At 38.1% G+C, this 16,770-nt stretch carries 17 protein-coding genes; 7 read left to right on the plus strand and 10 right to left on the minus strand.

Annotated elements, in window-relative coordinates:
• Nucleotides 1–3: 3 nt before the first annotated feature.
• From ACE1CA_RS16830 to ACE1CA_RS16865, 8 genes are all read right to left on the minus strand, one after another.
• Nucleotides 4–249 carry a DUF6887 family protein gene (locus ACE1CA_RS16830; RefSeq protein ID WP_413280749.1) on the minus strand — a complete coding sequence of 82 codons (246 nt, stop codon included), beginning with the start codon at nucleotides 247–249 and terminating at the stop codon, nucleotides 4–6.
• A complete protein-coding gene (locus tag ACE1CA_RS16835; RefSeq protein ID WP_486517415.1) occupies nucleotides 233–403 on the minus strand; it encodes a DUF6888 family protein in 171 nt (56 codons plus the stop codon). The genes ACE1CA_RS16830 and ACE1CA_RS16835 overlap by 17 nt, the downstream gene beginning before the upstream one ends.
• Nucleotides 404–534: 131 nt before the next feature.
• A complete protein-coding gene (locus ACE1CA_RS16840; RefSeq protein WP_413280750.1) occupies nucleotides 535–780 on the minus strand; it encodes a DUF6887 family protein in 246 nt (81 codons plus the stop codon).
• Nucleotides 764–934 (minus strand): DUF6888 family protein, encoded by a 171-nt coding sequence (locus ACE1CA_RS16845; protein WP_413280751.1) that lies wholly within the window; start codon nucleotides 932–934, stop codon nucleotides 764–766. The genes ACE1CA_RS16840 and ACE1CA_RS16845 overlap by 17 nt, the downstream gene beginning before the upstream one ends.
• On the minus strand, nucleotides 934–1,128 hold the full coding sequence (locus tag ACE1CA_RS16850) for a hypothetical protein (RefSeq protein WP_413280798.1): 195 nt from the start codon (nucleotides 1,126–1,128) through the stop codon (nucleotides 934–936). Before ACE1CA_RS16850 ends, ACE1CA_RS16845 begins: the two co-directional genes overlap by 1 nt.
• Nucleotides 1,091–1,324, minus strand: coding sequence for a DUF6887 family protein (locus tag ACE1CA_RS16855; protein ID WP_413280752.1), 234 nt, complete (start codon nucleotides 1,322–1,324; stop codon nucleotides 1,091–1,093). The genes ACE1CA_RS16850 and ACE1CA_RS16855 overlap by 38 nt, the downstream gene beginning before the upstream one ends.
• A complete protein-coding gene (locus tag ACE1CA_RS16860; RefSeq protein WP_486517416.1) occupies nucleotides 1,308–1,451 on the minus strand; it encodes a DUF6888 family protein in 144 nt (47 codons plus the stop codon). The genes ACE1CA_RS16855 and ACE1CA_RS16860 overlap by 17 nt, the downstream gene beginning before the upstream one ends.
• A gap of 120 nt (nucleotides 1,452–1,571) precedes the next feature.
• Nucleotides 1,572–1,706, minus strand: a complete 135-nt coding sequence (locus tag ACE1CA_RS16865; RefSeq protein ID WP_413280753.1) for a hypothetical protein — start codon at nucleotides 1,704–1,706, stop codon at nucleotides 1,572–1,574.
• Nucleotides 1,707–1,937: 231 nt separating this feature from the next.
• Here ACE1CA_RS16865 and ACE1CA_RS16870 point away from each other — a divergent pair, with 231 nt between their 5' ends.
• The 6 genes from ACE1CA_RS16870 to ACE1CA_RS16895 all read left to right on the plus strand — a co-directional run bounded on the left by ACE1CA_RS16870 (nucleotide 1,938) and on the right by ACE1CA_RS16895 (nucleotide 8,351).
• Nucleotides 1,938–2,162, plus strand: a complete 225-nt coding sequence (locus ACE1CA_RS16870; protein WP_413280754.1) for a DUF2281 domain-containing protein — start codon at nucleotides 1,938–1,940, stop codon at nucleotides 2,160–2,162.
• Nucleotides 2,162–2,566 (plus strand): type II toxin-antitoxin system VapC family toxin, encoded by a 405-nt coding sequence (locus ACE1CA_RS16875; protein ID WP_413280755.1) that lies wholly within the window; start codon nucleotides 2,162–2,164, stop codon nucleotides 2,564–2,566. The genes ACE1CA_RS16870 and ACE1CA_RS16875 overlap by 1 nt, the downstream gene beginning before the upstream one ends.
• Before the next feature lie 97 nt (nucleotides 2,567–2,663).
• Nucleotides 2,664–6,152 (plus strand): CHAT domain-containing protein, encoded by a 3,489-nt coding sequence (locus ACE1CA_RS16880; RefSeq protein ID WP_486517417.1) that lies wholly within the window; start codon nucleotides 2,664–2,666, stop codon nucleotides 6,150–6,152.
• 3 nt (nucleotides 6,153–6,155) lie between these two features.
• Nucleotides 6,156–6,521 carry a hypothetical protein gene (locus tag ACE1CA_RS16885; protein ID WP_413280757.1) on the plus strand — a complete coding sequence of 122 codons (366 nt, stop codon included), beginning with the start codon at nucleotides 6,156–6,158 and terminating at the stop codon, nucleotides 6,519–6,521.
• 17 nt (nucleotides 6,522–6,538) lie between these two features.
• Complete coding sequence (locus tag ACE1CA_RS16890) at nucleotides 6,539–6,985, plus strand: DUF29 family protein (RefSeq protein ID WP_413280758.1); 447 nt, start codon at nucleotides 6,539–6,541, stop codon at nucleotides 6,983–6,985.
• A 7-nt stretch (nucleotides 6,986–6,992) separates the two neighbouring features.
• Nucleotides 6,993–8,351: a hypothetical protein gene (locus tag ACE1CA_RS16895; RefSeq protein ID WP_413280759.1), complete on the plus strand. Its 1,359-nt coding sequence runs from the start codon at nucleotides 6,993–6,995 to the stop codon at nucleotides 8,349–8,351.
• Between the two features lie 4 nt (nucleotides 8,352–8,355).
• Here ACE1CA_RS16895 and ACE1CA_RS16900 read toward each other — a convergent pair whose 3' ends face one another.
• Both ACE1CA_RS16900 and ACE1CA_RS16905 read right to left on the minus strand, forming a co-directional pair.
• Complete coding sequence (locus ACE1CA_RS16900) at nucleotides 8,356–11,976, minus strand: helicase-related protein (RefSeq protein WP_413280760.1); 3,621 nt, start codon at nucleotides 11,974–11,976, stop codon at nucleotides 8,356–8,358.
• Between the two features lie 17 nt (nucleotides 11,977–11,993).
• Nucleotides 11,994–14,987, minus strand: a complete 2,994-nt coding sequence (locus tag ACE1CA_RS16905) for a hypothetical protein (protein ID WP_413280761.1) — start codon at nucleotides 14,985–14,987, stop codon at nucleotides 11,994–11,996.
• A gap of 157 nt (nucleotides 14,988–15,144) precedes the next feature.
• Here ACE1CA_RS16905 and ACE1CA_RS16910 point away from each other — a divergent pair, with 157 nt between their 5' ends.
• Complete coding sequence (locus ACE1CA_RS16910; protein ID WP_413280762.1) at nucleotides 15,145–16,614, plus strand: glycoside hydrolase family 13 protein; 1,470 nt, start codon at nucleotides 15,145–15,147, stop codon at nucleotides 16,612–16,614.
• The last annotated feature ends 156 nt before the right edge of the window (nucleotides 16,615–16,770 follow it).

Genomic DNA, 16,770 nt, shown 5'->3' on the forward strand with positions numbered 1-16,770 from the left:
TCCTCAACTATGACTATCTTTATTCCGATTATTTTCTGCCTCGACTCGCTGACGAATTGCTTCTTCTGCTATGCGAATATTTTCTTCAATTGGCAAACCTTCTTCCGTAAATATACATGGGTAAATTGTTGCTTCTGAGTCGGGAGTGCGGCGACTAACTAGGGTATCTAAAGCTTCCAAATCGTCTCGATGTGCGAGAAGATATGCTCTTAGATCTTTTGTGGACATTTCTTTAAAGTTCGGTTTCATTTATAAACCTCCAATTGCCATCGCCAAATACAAGAATTTGCAGTTTTTCGCCTGCCATAATAAATACATATCCTTTTTCTGGTTCTGGGTTAAACCGAAAGATTTGGATATCTCGCTGTAAGTTAGAAAATGACTGGCAAAGGATTAAGCACATCAGTGCTTGTTTGGTTGTTGGGTAGATGGTTGTTTCCTCAATTGTGGCATGGAATTTAGACTACTACAAATTAGGTACGATCGCACAATTTAAAACCTACCAAAAATTAGGCAGGTTTGCACTTTTTTTTCTCAACTATGACTATCTTTTTTCCTATTATTTTCTGCTTCCACTCGTTGACGAATTGCTTCTTCTGCTATGCGGATATTTTCTTCAATTGGCAAACCTTCTTCCGTAAATATACATGGGTAAATTGTTGCTTCTGAGTCGGGAGTGCGGCGACTAAACAAAGCATGAATTGCTTCATTATCATTGCGATGTGCGAGAATATATGCTTTTAGTTCTGCTTTACTCATATTTTCAAAGTTGGGTTTCATCTAAAAACCTCCAAGCTCCATTTTGGGGTACGATAATTTCAATCTCATCATTTGCGCCTGCCAAAATATATACTTCTCCTGTTTCTACATTAAACCGAAATAGGTGGATATCTTGGTGTAAGTCGGACAATGATTGGCAAAGTATTAAGCACATCAGTGCTTGTCTGGTTGTTGGGTAGATGGTTGTTTGCTCAATTGTGACATAGAAATTAGACTACTAGGAATTAGGGGCGATCGCACAACTGAAAACCTACCAAAAATTAGGGGCGATCGTGTAGCGATGCGTAGCCCGATCGCACTTCCTAAAATCTCAACTTTCCGCCTCTTTCTTCCTTGTTTTTTCGTCAACTATGCGCTTGAATAATTCAAACTGTTCTTGTTCTTCTTCTTTAGTTTTTGGTGGGTGAAACCAGATTGCTTCTGAATCAGGACTGCGGCGACTATATAAAATGTTCAAAACTTCATCAATATCTTCATCGCCACGATGGGCGATCGCATATTCTCTCAACTCTTTTCTAGTCATTTTTTCAAAGTTCGGTTTCATTTAAAAACCTCCAAATTCCGTTAGGTGGTATGATAATTTGAAGTTCTTCGCTGGCAAAAATGAAGACAATTCCCGTTTGCGGATTAAAACGGAATAGTTCTATGTTCCGGTAGCCGTTGGATAACATCTGACACACTCTCAGACAGGCTTGAGCTTGTTCGTTAGTTGGGTTAATTGTTGTTTCCTCAATTGTGGCATAGAGGTTAAAATACTACGAATTAAGGGCGATCGCACAACTTAAAAGCTGTCAAAAATTAGGTGCATTCCCGTAGCGATGCCTAGCATTATCGCTTTTTGGTTTCAATTCGATCGCTTCTCCTGTGCCAGCAGAGATCGTGTAAAATGTATTACGTATGTATTTTGTTCGATCGGGTATAGGCATCTTCTTATGAAAAAGACTGGCTTTCCCTTACTCATGGTGATAAGTACAACCTAATTAATTAGCAAAGTGCTTACTCCACAAGGTTTCCCAGTCCCTAGTCCCCAGTCCCCAGTCCCTAAAACCAGGGTTTTCCACCACAAGTACGGGAGAGCCCAGAAGTCTACTAGCTTAATAAATATATCGACAGAAATATGAAAATTGTTTGAGAGTAATTACGGAGGAAAATTAACCATGAATTTAGAACAAGCAGTTTTAGATAAATTGCGGAAATTGCCCCTAGATAAGCAGCAAGAAGTTTTAGATTTTGCTGAGTTTCTTCAACAAAAAACTCTGACTAAAAAACCGCTAAAGAGTGTCAAAGGGTTGTGTGCTGACTTAAAAGTAGATATTACGGAAGAAGACATCGCCCAAGCCCGACAAGAAATGTGGGGAAATTTTCCCAGGGAGATTGTTTGATGCCCTCAGTCGTAGCAGATACTCATACCCTGATTTGGTACATTTTTGAACTGCCAAGATTGTCGGCAACAGCATTAACAGCATTAGAACAAGCGGTTAATGAGGGAAATTTTATCTACTTTTCCGCAATTACAATTGTAGAAATTTCTTACTTAATTGAGCGAGGGCGTTTGGCAGGAGAGGTGCTGACACGAGTTTTAAATGCTGCGGACGATCCAAATGTGGGGATTCTGCTAGCACCTTTGGATCGCAATATCTCGGCAACTATTCAACAAATTGACAGGGCAACTGTTCCTGATATGCCAGACAGAATTATTGCCGCGACTGCTTTATCATTGAGTCTTCCGTTAGTCACCCGCGACGCGCAAATTCAAGCCTTAACTAATATTCAGACAATTTGGTGAGGATGAGTTTAGTAATTTTGTTGAAGCATGAAACTCAACCAAAGAGGGCGCTAAAGCGCAACTACGTACCTAAAAAGGATATTGAAGGTGACAACTAATGGATGAAAATCGTATTCAAAATTATCTCAATTTGATTCAACAACTGCTGAGTTGTCCTAACGGTGAGGAACGGCAGATTTTACAGGATAATTCGGAATTGGTAGATTTGGGGTTTGTGCAAGTTTGCGAGGCAGTATCGGGACAGTTGGTAGAGTCAGGAAATCAAAATGAAGCAGATTTTTTGCGAAATCTTGCTAGTCAGTTAGGGGAATTATTGGGGATGAATGATGAGGAAGATGGCGATAATTCTGAAGATGAAAATCCCCGAAAGTATGTAGAGTTTATTCGAGAATTATGGCAGGCAGAAGCAAGCAATAGCGGTGTGGCGGTAGTTTACCCGATTCTAGACAGAGGAAATAATCTCCTCAATGACCGTTTTGCGGAAATTTTACAGCAAGTGGCTGCGAATTTTATTGCCGAACATCCAGAAGCAACTAGAGGGATTGTTGGCTTTATTGAAAATTTGAGTATTCATATTAGTGACTTTCCGCGTGGTAACAGAGCGAATAATATTGAAATTGCGATCGCTGGTTATCAAATAGTTTTAAGCTATTGGGAACTGGAAAGTGAAGACTGGGCGGGAACGCAAAATAATCTGGCAACTGCCTACTTATACAGAATCATCGGAGAGAGGGCAGAAAATCTCGAACGTGCGATCGAATATTACACTGCCGCCCTCACCGTTTACACCCGCGATGCTTTTCCCGAAGAATGGGCAGGTACGCAAAATAATCTGGGAAATGCTTACCTTGACAGAATCAGGGGAGAGAGGGCAGAAAATCTCGAACGTGCGATCGAATATTACGCTGCCGCCCTCACCGTTCGCACCCGCGATGCTTTTCCCCAAGATTGGGCAATGGCGCAACATAATCTGGCAACTGCCTACTTATACAGAACCAGGGGAGAGAGGGCAGAAAATCTCGAACAAGCGATCGAATATTACACCGCCGCCCTCACCGTTCGCACCCGCGATGCTTTTCCCGAAAAATGGGCAGGTACGCAAAATAATCTGGCAAATGCCTACAGTGTCAGAATCAGGGGAGAGAGGGCAGAAAATCTGGAACGTGCGATCGCATCATACACCGCCGCCCTCACCGTTTACACCCGCGAAGCTTTTCCCAAAAATTGGGCAATGACGCAAAATAATCTGGCAACTGCCTACTTATACAGAATCAGGGGAGAGAGGGCAGAGAATCTCGAACAAGCGATCGAATATTGCACCGCCGCCCTCACCGTTCGCACCCGCGATGCTTTTCCCGAATATTGGGCAGGTACGCAAAATAATCTGGGACTTGCCTACTCAGACAGAATTAGGGGAGACAGGGCAGAGAATATCGAACAAGCGATCAAATTTTACACTGCCGCCCTCGAAGTTTACACTCGCGAAGCTTTTCCTCAAGATTGGGCAACGACGCAAAATAATCTGGGAAATGCTTACCTTGACAGAATCAGGGGAGAGAGGGCAGAGAATATCGAAAGTGCGATCGCATCATACACCGCCGCCCTCACCATTCGCACCCGCGAAGCTTTTCCCGAATATTGGGCAGATACGCAAAATAATCTGGGACTTGCCTACTATTCCAGAATCAGGGGAGAGAGGGCAGAGAATATCGAGAGGGCGATCGAATATTATGAAAATGCTTTAACTATCAGAACTCGTGAGGCTTTCCCGCAAAATTATACAGAAACTTTATTTAATTTAGGTAATCTTTATCAAAGCAACCAGCAATGGCAACTTGCTTATGATACATTTTCCCCAGCGATTGAGACAGTGGAATTTTTACGAGGTGAAATTCAATCTGGGGATGAAAGCAAACAGAAATTAGCCGAAGAATGGAATAAACTCTATCTGCGTATGGTAGAAGTTTGCATCCAAATGGAACGCTACACCGAAGCAGTGGAATATGCCGAACGTTCCAAAGCGCAAAACTTAATCGAGTTGTTATCGGTGAAAGATTTGTATCCCAAAGGAGAAATCCCCCCGCAAGTGCGCCAAGAGTTGCAACAGTTAAGACTGAGAATTGCCCAAGAAAATCAACGGTTAAAACAAGCTGAATCAAAAAATTACGACTTAATCAACCAACTACGCCAAGATTTAGCCGCAAAATATCCCTATACCCCCCTGAATTTTGGTGAAATTAAGCAGTTAACCGATGAAAAAACAGCAATTATAGAATGGTACATTTTGGGCAGTAGCTTTTGTGTTTTCATCATCACGAAAGATCCCCCCCAACCCCCCTTAATAAGGGGGGAGCAAGAGGACTCAGAATTACTCTTAAAAATGGGAGATAATGAATTAGAACTTGCACAGTCATCTCTCAATGAAGAACAGCAAACCTCAGAACCCCCCTTGTTAAGGGGGGCAGGGGGGATCGCAGTTTGGCAATCATCACCACAAGATTTACAAAGACTGGCAAAATGGGCTGTTACCTATTTAACTAAATATTACGAAGACAGCAACAAATGGCGCGAACAGTTAGCTCAAGGTTTACGCATTTTAGCGAAAATTCTCCACATTGATGAAATACTCAAATCAATCCCTGAAACCTGCGATAAACTAATCCTGATTCCCCACCGCTACCTACACCTTTTCCCTCTCCACGCTTTACCTGTCAGCAGGGAAAATTGGCAACGCTTTCACCCCAATCACCCAAATTGTCCCCCAAATCCCTATCTGATTGACTGCTTCGATGATGGAGTTCGGTATACCCCCAGTTGTCAACTACTCCACAAAGTCCAACAACAACCAGAGCGATTATTCGATAGCTTACTAGCTATTCAAACTCCTACTAAAGACTTGTATGACAAAGATTATGGAGTTGTTGAGGCAATCAAACAACAATTTAAGACTCCGGTAGTTATCAAAAAAAATCAAGCGAAAAAATCAGCCCTACTAAAACTCAATGAATCGGGAAAAACCGATGCAATTCCCCAACTACAAACAACCAACAGTTTATTTTTCTACTGTCATGGTTACTTCAACTCTAATTCTCCCTTAGATTCCGGCTTACAGTTAGCCGATGACAATCTCACCCTCGCTGATATTATCGCTCACTTTGACCTAAAAAATTGCCGACTTGTCACCATGTCCGCCTGTGAAACAAGTTTTACCGACTTCACCAATAATAGTGACGAATACATCGGTTTACCCAGTGGTTTCATGTTAGCAGGAAGTCATAATATTATTGGTAGTTTATGGACAGTCAGCGCCCTCGCTACTTCCCTACTGATGACAAAATTCCACGAAGAACTTCAACTATCTAATAACATCGCTCTCGCCCTCAATAAGTCCCAGAAATGGCTCCGAGATGTTACAATCAAAGGACTGCGAGATTGGCTCCCCAACTCTCAACTAGAAGATGTTTGGAAAGAAGAACTAGCAGCCACTCTCAAAGAATGGGAAAAAAATCCTATTGGCGCTAATTATCAGCCACTCAACTCGCCTTTTTATTGGTCAGCTTTTTGTGCCATTGGCAAAGGATTTTAAATTATGCCTTATCAAAAAAGAGTTAATTGTTTTATCGAAGTTATAAAAACTCAACCCGATCTTTTTACAGCGACAGACTGGATTGAGTTGGCAGAAATAGTCAATCAACTGTCAGAAGATAGTGCAGAAATTTGGCAAGCAATCTCCGATTGGATGGAATTTCATTCTGAGATTAAAGCAGTCTATAAAACTAAATTAGAGACTACATCAACTCCCGCAACATCCCTGGATAAACATCTCGGTCCTGGTGGTTCCCAACCCAAAGAAAGTCCAGATCAACCCACTGGCGATCCTGCACTCCTAGAAAAATTGAAAAACGAAATTCATCTACACAAACCCCTCGATCTACCGAAACAATCACCCTCCTAATTTCCCTTTTTTAACCAATGGAAGAAATTCTAGAACTGAAACAGCTTTTACTCCAAGGCGATATTAAAGGCGCTCTAGTAATTGCCGAAGAAATTGCAGAAATGAGCAAAAAAGATATTATTAATAACATTTACAGTTTTGCGGTAGTTCTGCTATTGCACCTAATCAAACAAAAGGTAGAAAATCGAACAACTCGCTCTTGGGATACTTCAATTAGAAACTCAGTTAGAAACATCAGACGACTCAATAAACGTCTCAAATCTAATGGATTCTATCTGAATTTGGAAGAATTACAAGAAACTCTTGTTGAAGCATATTCTGCTGCTCTTGATGATGCTGCTTTAGAAGTTTGTGAAGGAATTTATGAAGTGCGGGAACTAAAAACAATGGTCAAAGAAGATGACATTATAGCTAATGCTTTAGCTTTGATTACTTTTACTGAATCTACTGAAAACTCTCAATAAATTAGCTATGAAAAATGGTACAATTAGTCTTTACACTTTTCACCTCGCTCGTACTTTCAACGATCCACTCGATCGAGTTAGTGAAGAGAAAGCTAAAATTTTTGGGGAAGAACTCCAAACCAGATTAACTCAACAAATTAGCCTAAACAATGAACTAATAACTCGACTACTTCACGATACCTATTTTACCGATTTAACTTTCTCTTCACCAGACAAAATAGATTTGATACCGGACGAAATCGATCGATTTAATCCCAGTCAATTTTTACCTCAAAATATTCAAAATATTAATGCTGCGATCGGTCAAACTACTTCGATCGGTCAAACCATCTTTATTTATGTCAAAGTTGCCTATAAAATCGAGGCTAACCGAGATTTAGCAGATAGTTATGTGAGAAATTTCTTAAAAGACACCCCATATAAAAATGATAAAATCACAGCATCTAATGAGAGCAATTTGTTAGGCATTCCTCTATTTGAATATTTTTGTCATACTCCTGCAATTTCAAACACCCAAGAACCAGTCTGTCATATTCTAGTTTTGCTAAATTATGAGGATAAAAAGGCTGTAAAAAAATTAGTAGATTGCTATAAAGATATAGTTGAACTACTCTGTAGCTACCACAAAATAAAATTTGTTTATCAACAAGCCGATGTTAGCTATCAAGCTGCTGTGAAAGTTTCTCAGGAAATAGCAAAGGAAATTGACAACTTTGTACTTTATGTTGCAGATAAAAATAATAACTTAGATAAGCTTAGTGAAATGCTAGACAAATTGCCATTGTTAGCCTTGAAGCATTCTAATTACTGCGGGGAATTAGAATTTTCTCTTACTACTATTGAAATCAATCACCAAATTTATAAAAACTACCTCCAAAAACTATTAAGTGAAGGTTCTCAACTAGATTCATGGCAAAAATTTAGCGATCGTACAAGAGACATTTTTCTCAAACAAATCCAGTACTGGCTCAATTACATGAGTCCCCGCAAAGAACTAGGACAACAACTCACTGCATCTATCCAAACTATAGTAGAAATTGAGCAAGTGAAAAGCGATCGCAACCTACAAACTACAATAGCCGTCGTCGCTGTCGGAATAGGATTTGCTGGAGTTGCTGCAACTGCGTCACCCTATTTAATTAAACAAATTCCAGACCAAAAACTTACCCTAATTCCGGTTCACTTCCAACCATCTTTCGGTTTAAATCCGCCACATAATTTAACGCTTTCGGTGCTATTCAGCTTAGGCGCTGGTATAGTGGGAGTTGCGATCGCCGCCAGAGTAATCAGATATATTCAGAAACATCAAAAAAGTCGAATTGCTCGGATTGTTAATTTCATTTTAGGCAATTCACAGCCGCAATAATTTATTATTCTGTTTTCGACAAGATCAAATTCAGCACATTTAATTCATTAGAAGTTAATAAATATCTATCTGTATAAATTTTTTCTCGCATTTGTTCTAAGCTGTAACTGCTAAAAACTATGAAGGGAAAATGTTTATATTTGTAACCAATTGGTAAAGTTTTGTCTGTTGGGTAAAGATGATGAATATAGGTGGCTAAAATATCCCGAAATCTTTCGTCTTCTGCTTCTTGTGGTTCGCTGGCAAAATATTTGCTCATTGTTTCAGCAGTAATAAAGCTAAATAATGGTAAGGCGTAATATTGGTCAAAGTGTTGGCTATCTTGTTGATGAAAAAACTGAGTTTTGCCGTTATTATTTCGCAGTTTGTCTAACAATTCTATAGCATTTTTGATTGCCGATCGCAGTCTTCCCGGATAAACTAAACTATGGCTGATAGTCAGCATTTTTTTGACTATTTCATCATTCCCATGAGTCAAGATATCCATCAATCTTATTTCATAAGTTTCGGTTAATTTTTGATCGCAAATTGGTACTATTAGTAAGCTTCCATTGATAATTCCTGGTTCTATGTTGCCAAATTTTAGTAATCTGGTAAAATCATTTTTGAGCAAATGCAAAAAATTCAGGTTAAAACGTTCTCGTAACTCTAAATAGGTGGAGATTCCAGCAACTCCAGTAACCGAATTTTTGGGATTTAAGATAAATTCGGCGCGACTGAGTAAGTTTTCTAAACTGGTAGAAACTTCTTTGAGTATTTGATGGTCGGGTCGTCTGTTGTACTCATTTTTTAAATCTTTGATTAGATGAGAAATTTGTCCGCTAAAGCTTTGAGTAGCAGAGGAAATTGATTTTCCTCCGATCGGAATCATCAAGAATTTTCCCCGTCCAAGTTGTCCATAACCTTGAATTCTAGTTAATACACAAGTTTTGACAATTAGGAGGATATTCAATATATTAATAATGCTTTCTTTCAGGGAAAGTTCTTTGTCTTCGCTGTAATAGACTGCGCGATCGCACAAATAAAAAGTCAGTTCTTTATCGTCATTATCCAGAGTTTTAATTTCCCCGTTTTCTGCATACCAACCTCTACCTCGGTAAATTACTTGAATTACTTCCATTAAGTTACTTTCTACTCGAAATCGAGGAATTTCCACTAAAATATGTTTCGCTTTGGGAAAGGATAAACCCCGACTGGCGGAAGAAGTCATAAATACAACTTTCACCTGATTTTTGTATTGCTGAATTTCTTGTTGGTCATTATCAGAAAGGTTTGCGTGGATTTCCAAATAATCTTGATTTTTAATAAACTCTCTTTGTTGTTTAATTTTTTCAATTAACTCTTGCAAGCGGCGTTTATCTTGGATGTAAACTAGTATTTGACCTGAATTTGACCAAAGTTGTGTTAAGTCTTGCACAATTTGTGCTTGGATTGCTTTGGTTAATTTATCTCTTTGTTCGGCAAAAGTATCTTCATCAAATTTCACTGATTCGACAAATACTTTATAATTGATTGTTAAGCTTTTAGCTGGGTAAGAGTTAGCGTTTATGGCGATCGCTAACTTGCGTTTAAACTCAAATTCAAGCTGGGAAAGTGGTAATTCTGACTGTTCGTAAGCAGGTCTAAAAAATATTTTATCTGGTTCTGGTGAGGTTTCAGATAAATGTTGCTGGATTACATTTGGATCGACGATCGAGGCATCTGCTACAATAACTTTGGTGTTAAAACCATATAAAGGATTTGTCAAATTGTAGCGATTTAAAATGATGCTAATTCTGTTTAAAAATTCAACGCCGCTATCATCACCTGTAATTTCATCAATCATGATAAATAAATGTTTAATGCGTTGAGAAATTTTCCTCATTTCGCCGGGAATAATTTGACCATCTCTTTTGTGAATAGCACTTTTAAAGATATTGTCAAAATGAGTTAGGGTGTTAGTACCGTTGGCGGTAATTCGCAAAGATTGAATACAAGCGGTAGCGACAAGATGATTAGAAATCTGGCGAGTAATAACGGTATGTATTGCTTCGCAAAGACAGGATAAAACTCCTTTATTTTTTTGATTAGTAGCGCGAATTTCGTCTTCAGCAATTCTTTTAAGTAGGCGTTGGGGAAATGCTTTGCGATCGATCTCCTGAGTAACATCAAGAAAGTGGACGGCGTTTTCTTGAAAATAGTTTTGATATTGATTAGAGTAGTAATTGACGACGCAATGAGGGAAGTTATCCTTAATAATTTGGGAGTTGGTGTTCATGCAAAATAGGCGATCGTCAACTAATTTACCTGTTTCTGCATCTTTGAATTTTTCGATAATATCTAAATTTACTTGTGTGCGAGGACTGACGTAGAAAAATAGAAAACCTTCGTTAATATTTTCGGTTAAAAAATCGACTATAGCGGTAGTTTTGCCAATTCCCGGATTTCCTGTTAAAAATATATAAGTTTTGTCAGAATAAAGCGTTTGTTTAATTAGTTCGGCGTGGGGTTTTCTCAGTTCAAAAGTAGAACTAAACCCCTCTATTTTTTCTGTATGGGTGATAATTTTGCTGGTGTCTGGGGATATTTCCAATAACTGATTAACAAATTTTCTGCCATCAGCAAAACTGCGAACAGCGTTGAGTTTAATTAATTCTAAAACTTGTTGACGTGCTTGAATAATGTCTTGTTCTTCTGGTTCGTTTTTGTAAATTTGGGAACAGGTTTTTAATAAATCTATGTTTTCTGGACGGAGGGAAATGGCGCTGATTGTGCGATCGCTATACCCCACCACATTAAACACTACAGAAAACTCATCTTTTAAAATCCCAGTTTCTTGTAAAAATCGATAAAAACTCTCAGTATATGAAGCAGCTTGAATTAACTTAGCACTTTCCTTATCTTCCCGTTTAAAAGCAGTGAAATACCTCGTTAAATGTGGGGAAAAGCCAAAACCTAAATCATCCTTGTTACCCGTATCAATCCGCAATTTAGAAAACACACTTTTTGAACGTAAATAGCTAAGTTCTCGCCGCAATAACCGCCGCTGATTTTGTAGATTTTCATCTTCTAAATTTAACAAATCTTGGGCTGATTTGACCGAAAAAATAGACAAGTCAACGGTAATAATTCTCAATTCCTTGTTAGTTTGTAATAAAATCAAGGTATCTGCTTTAAGAAACTCGCCTTTCTGTTTGTATTTATCAATCCAGTAACCTAGCTTTTGGGTTTCTATTTCTGCAAACTGAGATAATAATTCCCGGTACTCTTGCTGTTCAGTTTTAGAATAAGTTTTCATGCTGTTTTCTTCACAAAAACTGCATTGATAATACAGAATTTTCAGGTCTGCTAATTGTGCTTTTCTCCAATCAGTTGACTGAATGTATTCGCCAAAAAAGTTGAGTCCTGATAGAAAACCCTTTTGCAGTAAAAATAGACTCCATTTTTCAATATTCTGGATACTTTCAGGACTAATTACATCTTTTTTATGCAGAATTCGTTTGAGCATTTCTGAGTATTTCAAACGCTGCAAATCTTGTTGATACAACTCACCAAAATTATGCTTTAATTTATGTTGTTCAATATAGGCAAGAATACCAATATTAAACCCTACTTCAAACAATCGACCTAAATTTGCTGCAATCATGAAATTTTCCTTTCCAATTAAACATTTAAAACTTGCTTAACTTCGGTTAAAAATGCCAAGGAATTAAAGCCTATTTCCCCTCTTATGTGGTTAAAAACTGATAATTTGCTAAATGCTTCTTCACCGATAATGTTTTGGTAAGGGTCAAGTTTTAAACTAACATTGCTGTCTTTCTCAAATCGGGAAAAATGAAAAAGGGTTAGATATTGCAAAATGTCGTTTTTCAGAGTGCTGTCATCATTAATTAACCCCATCATAATATCGGTGTCGTTCAAAATATCGGAATAAACTTTCAGTAAAGTTGAGTAGGAAATCACACCGTTGTAAAAGCGTTCTTCCTTTTTCCCGACTGTTATTCCATTAAATAAATTGAAAAACATCACAACTTTTTGACTTGGATCTGTTGCTAAATCATATAGTTGTCTTGTGTCTTGAATGTAAAATGAATTTAAATGCAAATTACGCGATCTTCTGACATAGTATTTATCAAAAAATATCGGGTAAATCTTAATATCTTGGCGGTTCCCTTTCAATTCTTCAATTAGTTTTGGCGACATGAAATATAATCCCTCATTTTCATCAGTTTGGGTGATGTTTAAGGTACTTGTATAAGGTGCTTGGGCGATATACAAAAAATGCCGATATCCATCTTCATAGAGGTTGTTTACTGTGTCTAAAAGAATCGGTGGATCTCGATATAAACGTTCATTGTGATAGTTGTCTGAAAGAGTTTTGAGAATTTCTAAGTCAATAACGCCATTTTCTCTGCGATTGATTCCAATTACTTCGCCCTGTAAATTTGATATTCTGTTGAAGCGATTTTTGTTGCTTTTCATTGCATCACTTTCTAAACTGGAAACCACAATTATCGCCAGTTTTTTTAAATCGGGAGTGTTAGAAGCATCGCTAAAGCGAAATTTTTTGGGTAATACAGAATAGAGGGAAGATAGCCCATTATTTATGCTATGTTCATTCAAGTTATGAATCCGAAAACCTTGGGAACTAACTCGGTGTTTTTCACTTAATAAATGGGATAATGATTTGGCAAAGTGAGCGACAAATTTTTCTGATGGTGCAGGGTTTTTAGTATCTCCTTCGTGCAGTCGTACCATCGGAATGAATGAATTATTTGGAATAGATTCAAGCAAAATGTTTAAGCAAAGATACCCCAGTAATGAAAAGGTGAAACGGTAAATAAAAGCTTTGGTTGAATCTAATCCTTTATTGCCATCATCTAAACGTCGATTATTGTAACGAAATAATATTAATTTATGCTGCATGAAAGCTTTTTTGTAAATTTCCATGCAAGTTTCGGGAACCCATAATATTGGTAATGTGCCAAGGTTTGTAATTTCATATCCCATTTTGAATTCTTGGCTTTCTTGAGTGGGAAAATAGCGAATATCTTCTATGGTGATGTTAGCAGGTAATTGGCAAAGTGCTGTTTCATCAATGTGTGACTCATCGATCGATATATATCTCAAGCATTCTTTGGGATTATTAGCTACTACATCTTGAAAGAAACTTTGTTTGCTAAAAATGCTGTCTATGTCTCGTTCTAAAATGCCATTTCTCACACCTATTTGAATCGGATAGTTTCGCGTTGGTAGAATTGCTTGCCTTTCGATGATGTCTTTCAAAAATTGTTTAAGTTTATTGATTTTTGATTTAGCTTTGTATTTTTCAAAACCTTCTAAAAGCTTCAAGAAAAGTTCGTTTTTTTCTCCGTCATCAGAACTGCGTAGAGTTGGCAACACTCTGCGATCGAATACGCTTACTGGATCGTATTCTAATTCGGAATCAGGGTTATAATCTTCTGCTTCGGGATTGCTGCGAGAAGCAAAAGCAAAGTAGTATAAAAAAGCTATTTTTAATACTTTTGCACCAAAATTAGGTTTATTTTGCAGTTCTTCTTGATGCTCTTTACTAGTTGGATTAATCAACTTCAAATTATATTCAAAAACCTCGTCTCCGCCTAGTGCTTGTACTGCATTGTTAAACTTCATTTTTAATCCAAAAACAAACTCACGTCCGCCTTGGTTTTTGTCTGTACTTTCTCCCAAATTACCTGTAACAATGGTAATGATTGGTAAAGCGTCTAATACTTCGGAACGGGAAAAAACTTCTCGATAATTTATCTTTGTATCAGCATAATTTACTTCGTAATGATCGTCTGCTTTGCTGGGATCGTTAATGTAAGTTTCTATTAGTCTAAGACGACGAATTAAGTCTTGTAAGTAAATTCGTCCCGCCTTATCTGTAGTTTCACAGTTATCTCTGAGATATTCCAAATATCTGATTTTTGCTTCTTTTTTGAGTTTGCCTAAAGTTTCTGTATCTACTATTCTCTGAAGTCGGTGAAAGTCCGATCGATCGCTTCTCACCATTCCGGCAAGAATTTCGTTTAAATCTTCGCTTTCAGTTTCACTTTCTGCAATTTTTTCGATATAATTTTCTAAACCTTGGCGGAGTTGTTGAGCAAATTGATTGGTATTCTGTACTCTAATAGTAAGTTTGTGGAATTTCAGTAAGGAAGCACTACCAGAACTTTGGCGATCTAAACTGAGTTTTTGCTTCTGTAAATTGGGAATTGGTTTGTTAAATGCAAAAGTGAAGCTTAATTTTTTATTCGGATTGCCTTGAAACCTTTCTAAAGGAGTAATTAAGCTATTTACAAATTCGTTAATAGATGTATTTTTCCCTAAATTAGATTCTAGTGATTGCCGCAAATAATCTCTAATGTTGCGGATTAATTTGGGAAATTTATCTCTAAATTGTGGGGTAAAATTAATGGTGGCAGAGCGCACTCCGATCGCAGATGTCAGCGGATTTTGGATTGGTAAATTAGCTACTTCATTCGCTACTTCGTCGATGTCGATTAATAAGCGATCGCTATTTTCCGATAATCTAAAAACATTTTTCCCTCTTAAAGTTTGGGAAATTTTTTCTAATAAATCGCTATAATCTAACGTAACTAAGCTATCGTCACCCTGATTTAAAACGTTAACCATTGTTTGTATGATTTTACACTTAATTTTATTCAAGCATTACTGACAGACTCCAGTCAATCACTTGGACATCGATTAACTATAAAAGTTTTCTATCAAAAGTAAGAACTAGAGAAATAAAATTAGCTGTAACTTAAAATGGAGAGCTAACAGATTAATTATGCAGATTCATACGCCAGATTGGGTTAAACACGCGGTTTTTTATCAGATTTTTCCAGATCGATTTGCTCGTAGCAAACAACCCCGCAAACGAATTTTGACAAACGCCTCTTGGGAAGCTTGGGACGATATGCCAACACTCCAAGGATACAAAGGCGGCGATTTGTGGGGGGTGATGGAACAGTTCGATTACTTGCAGGATTTGGGCATCAATGCTGTATATTTTACCCCAATTTTTCAATCTGCCAGTAATCACCGATACCATACTCATGATTACTATCAAGTAGATCCAATGTTGGGGGGAAATCCAGCTTTTCAAGAATTATTAGATGCCGCCCACAAACGGAATATTAAAGTTGTTTTGGATGGAGTATTTAATCATTCTAGTCGGGGCTTTTTCTTCTTTCATGATGTGTTAGAAAATGGCCCTTATTCACCTTGGTTGGATTGGTTTAAAGTTGAAGGTTGGCCTGTTTCTGCTTACAATGGAGAGTATCCGGCAAATTATGTTGGTTGGGCAGGAAATCGGGCTTTACCAGTATTTAATCATGATAATCCTGAAGTGCGCGAATATATCATGGAAATTGCCGAATATTGGATTAAATTTGGCATTGATGGCTGGCGATTGGATGTACCTTTTGAAATAAAAACTCCTGGTTTTTGGCAAGAATTTCGCGATCGCGTCAAATCCATCAATCCCGAAGCTTACATTGTTGGCGAAGTTTGGGGAGACTCCCGCGAATGGTTGGATGGTACTCAATTCGATGGAGTAATGAATTACTTATTTGCGGCACCAACTATTGCATTTACGGCTGGCGATCGCGTAGATATCACACAAGTACAAGATCGTTCTTACGATCCTTACCCACCTTTATTCGCTAAAGAATACGGCGAAAAAATCCAATATTTGCTGCAACTTTACCCTTGGGAAATTCAACTAACCCAACTTAATTTATTAGCCAGTCACGACACAGCCAGATTAATTTCCATTGCCCAAGGTGACAAAGCCAGCGTAGAACTAGCAACAGTTTTACTATTAACATTTCCCGGCGCACCCAGCATTTATTACGGCGATGAAGTTGGCTTACCTGGAAAATTAGACCCCGACTCACGGCGCGGTTTTCCAATGGAAGCTCATTGGGATGTTTACGTTCTCAAATATCACCAAAAACTCATTGCTTTACGGCATAAATATCCCGCACTTCGCACAGGTTCCTATCAGATTTTGTGTGCAGAAGGAACAGTTTATGTATTTGCGAGAATTTTGGGAAATGAGGAATTAATTGTTGCTGTAAATGTCGGTACTTCTGACGCAAATATCAGCTTTGAAGTAACTGCTTTGCAATCTCAACCAAACCAATTATTATACGGTGAAGCCGAGATTTCTTGGAGTGAAGAAGCAGGGAAATCTAAGCAATTAAGCTTAAATTTCCCTGCTCGATCGGCTTCTATTTTAGGCCCAATTGAGTAGAGTTTTTCTAGTAACTCAAGTTGCTAGTTATTAATTATTTCTTGTTCCTTGTTCCCCCCTTTTGCAAGGGGGGTTATGGGGGATCTAACGCTCTGATTACTAGGTTTTGATCCCCCCAACCCCCCTTAGTAAGGGGGGCTAAGAAAGTCTTTTTAA

It is taken from the genome of Floridaenema evergladense BLCC-F167, from assembly GCF_041929205.2.
Taxonomy (GTDB): Bacteria; Cyanobacteriota; Cyanobacteriia; order Cyanobacteriales; family Aerosakkonemataceae; genus Floridanema; species Floridanema evergladense.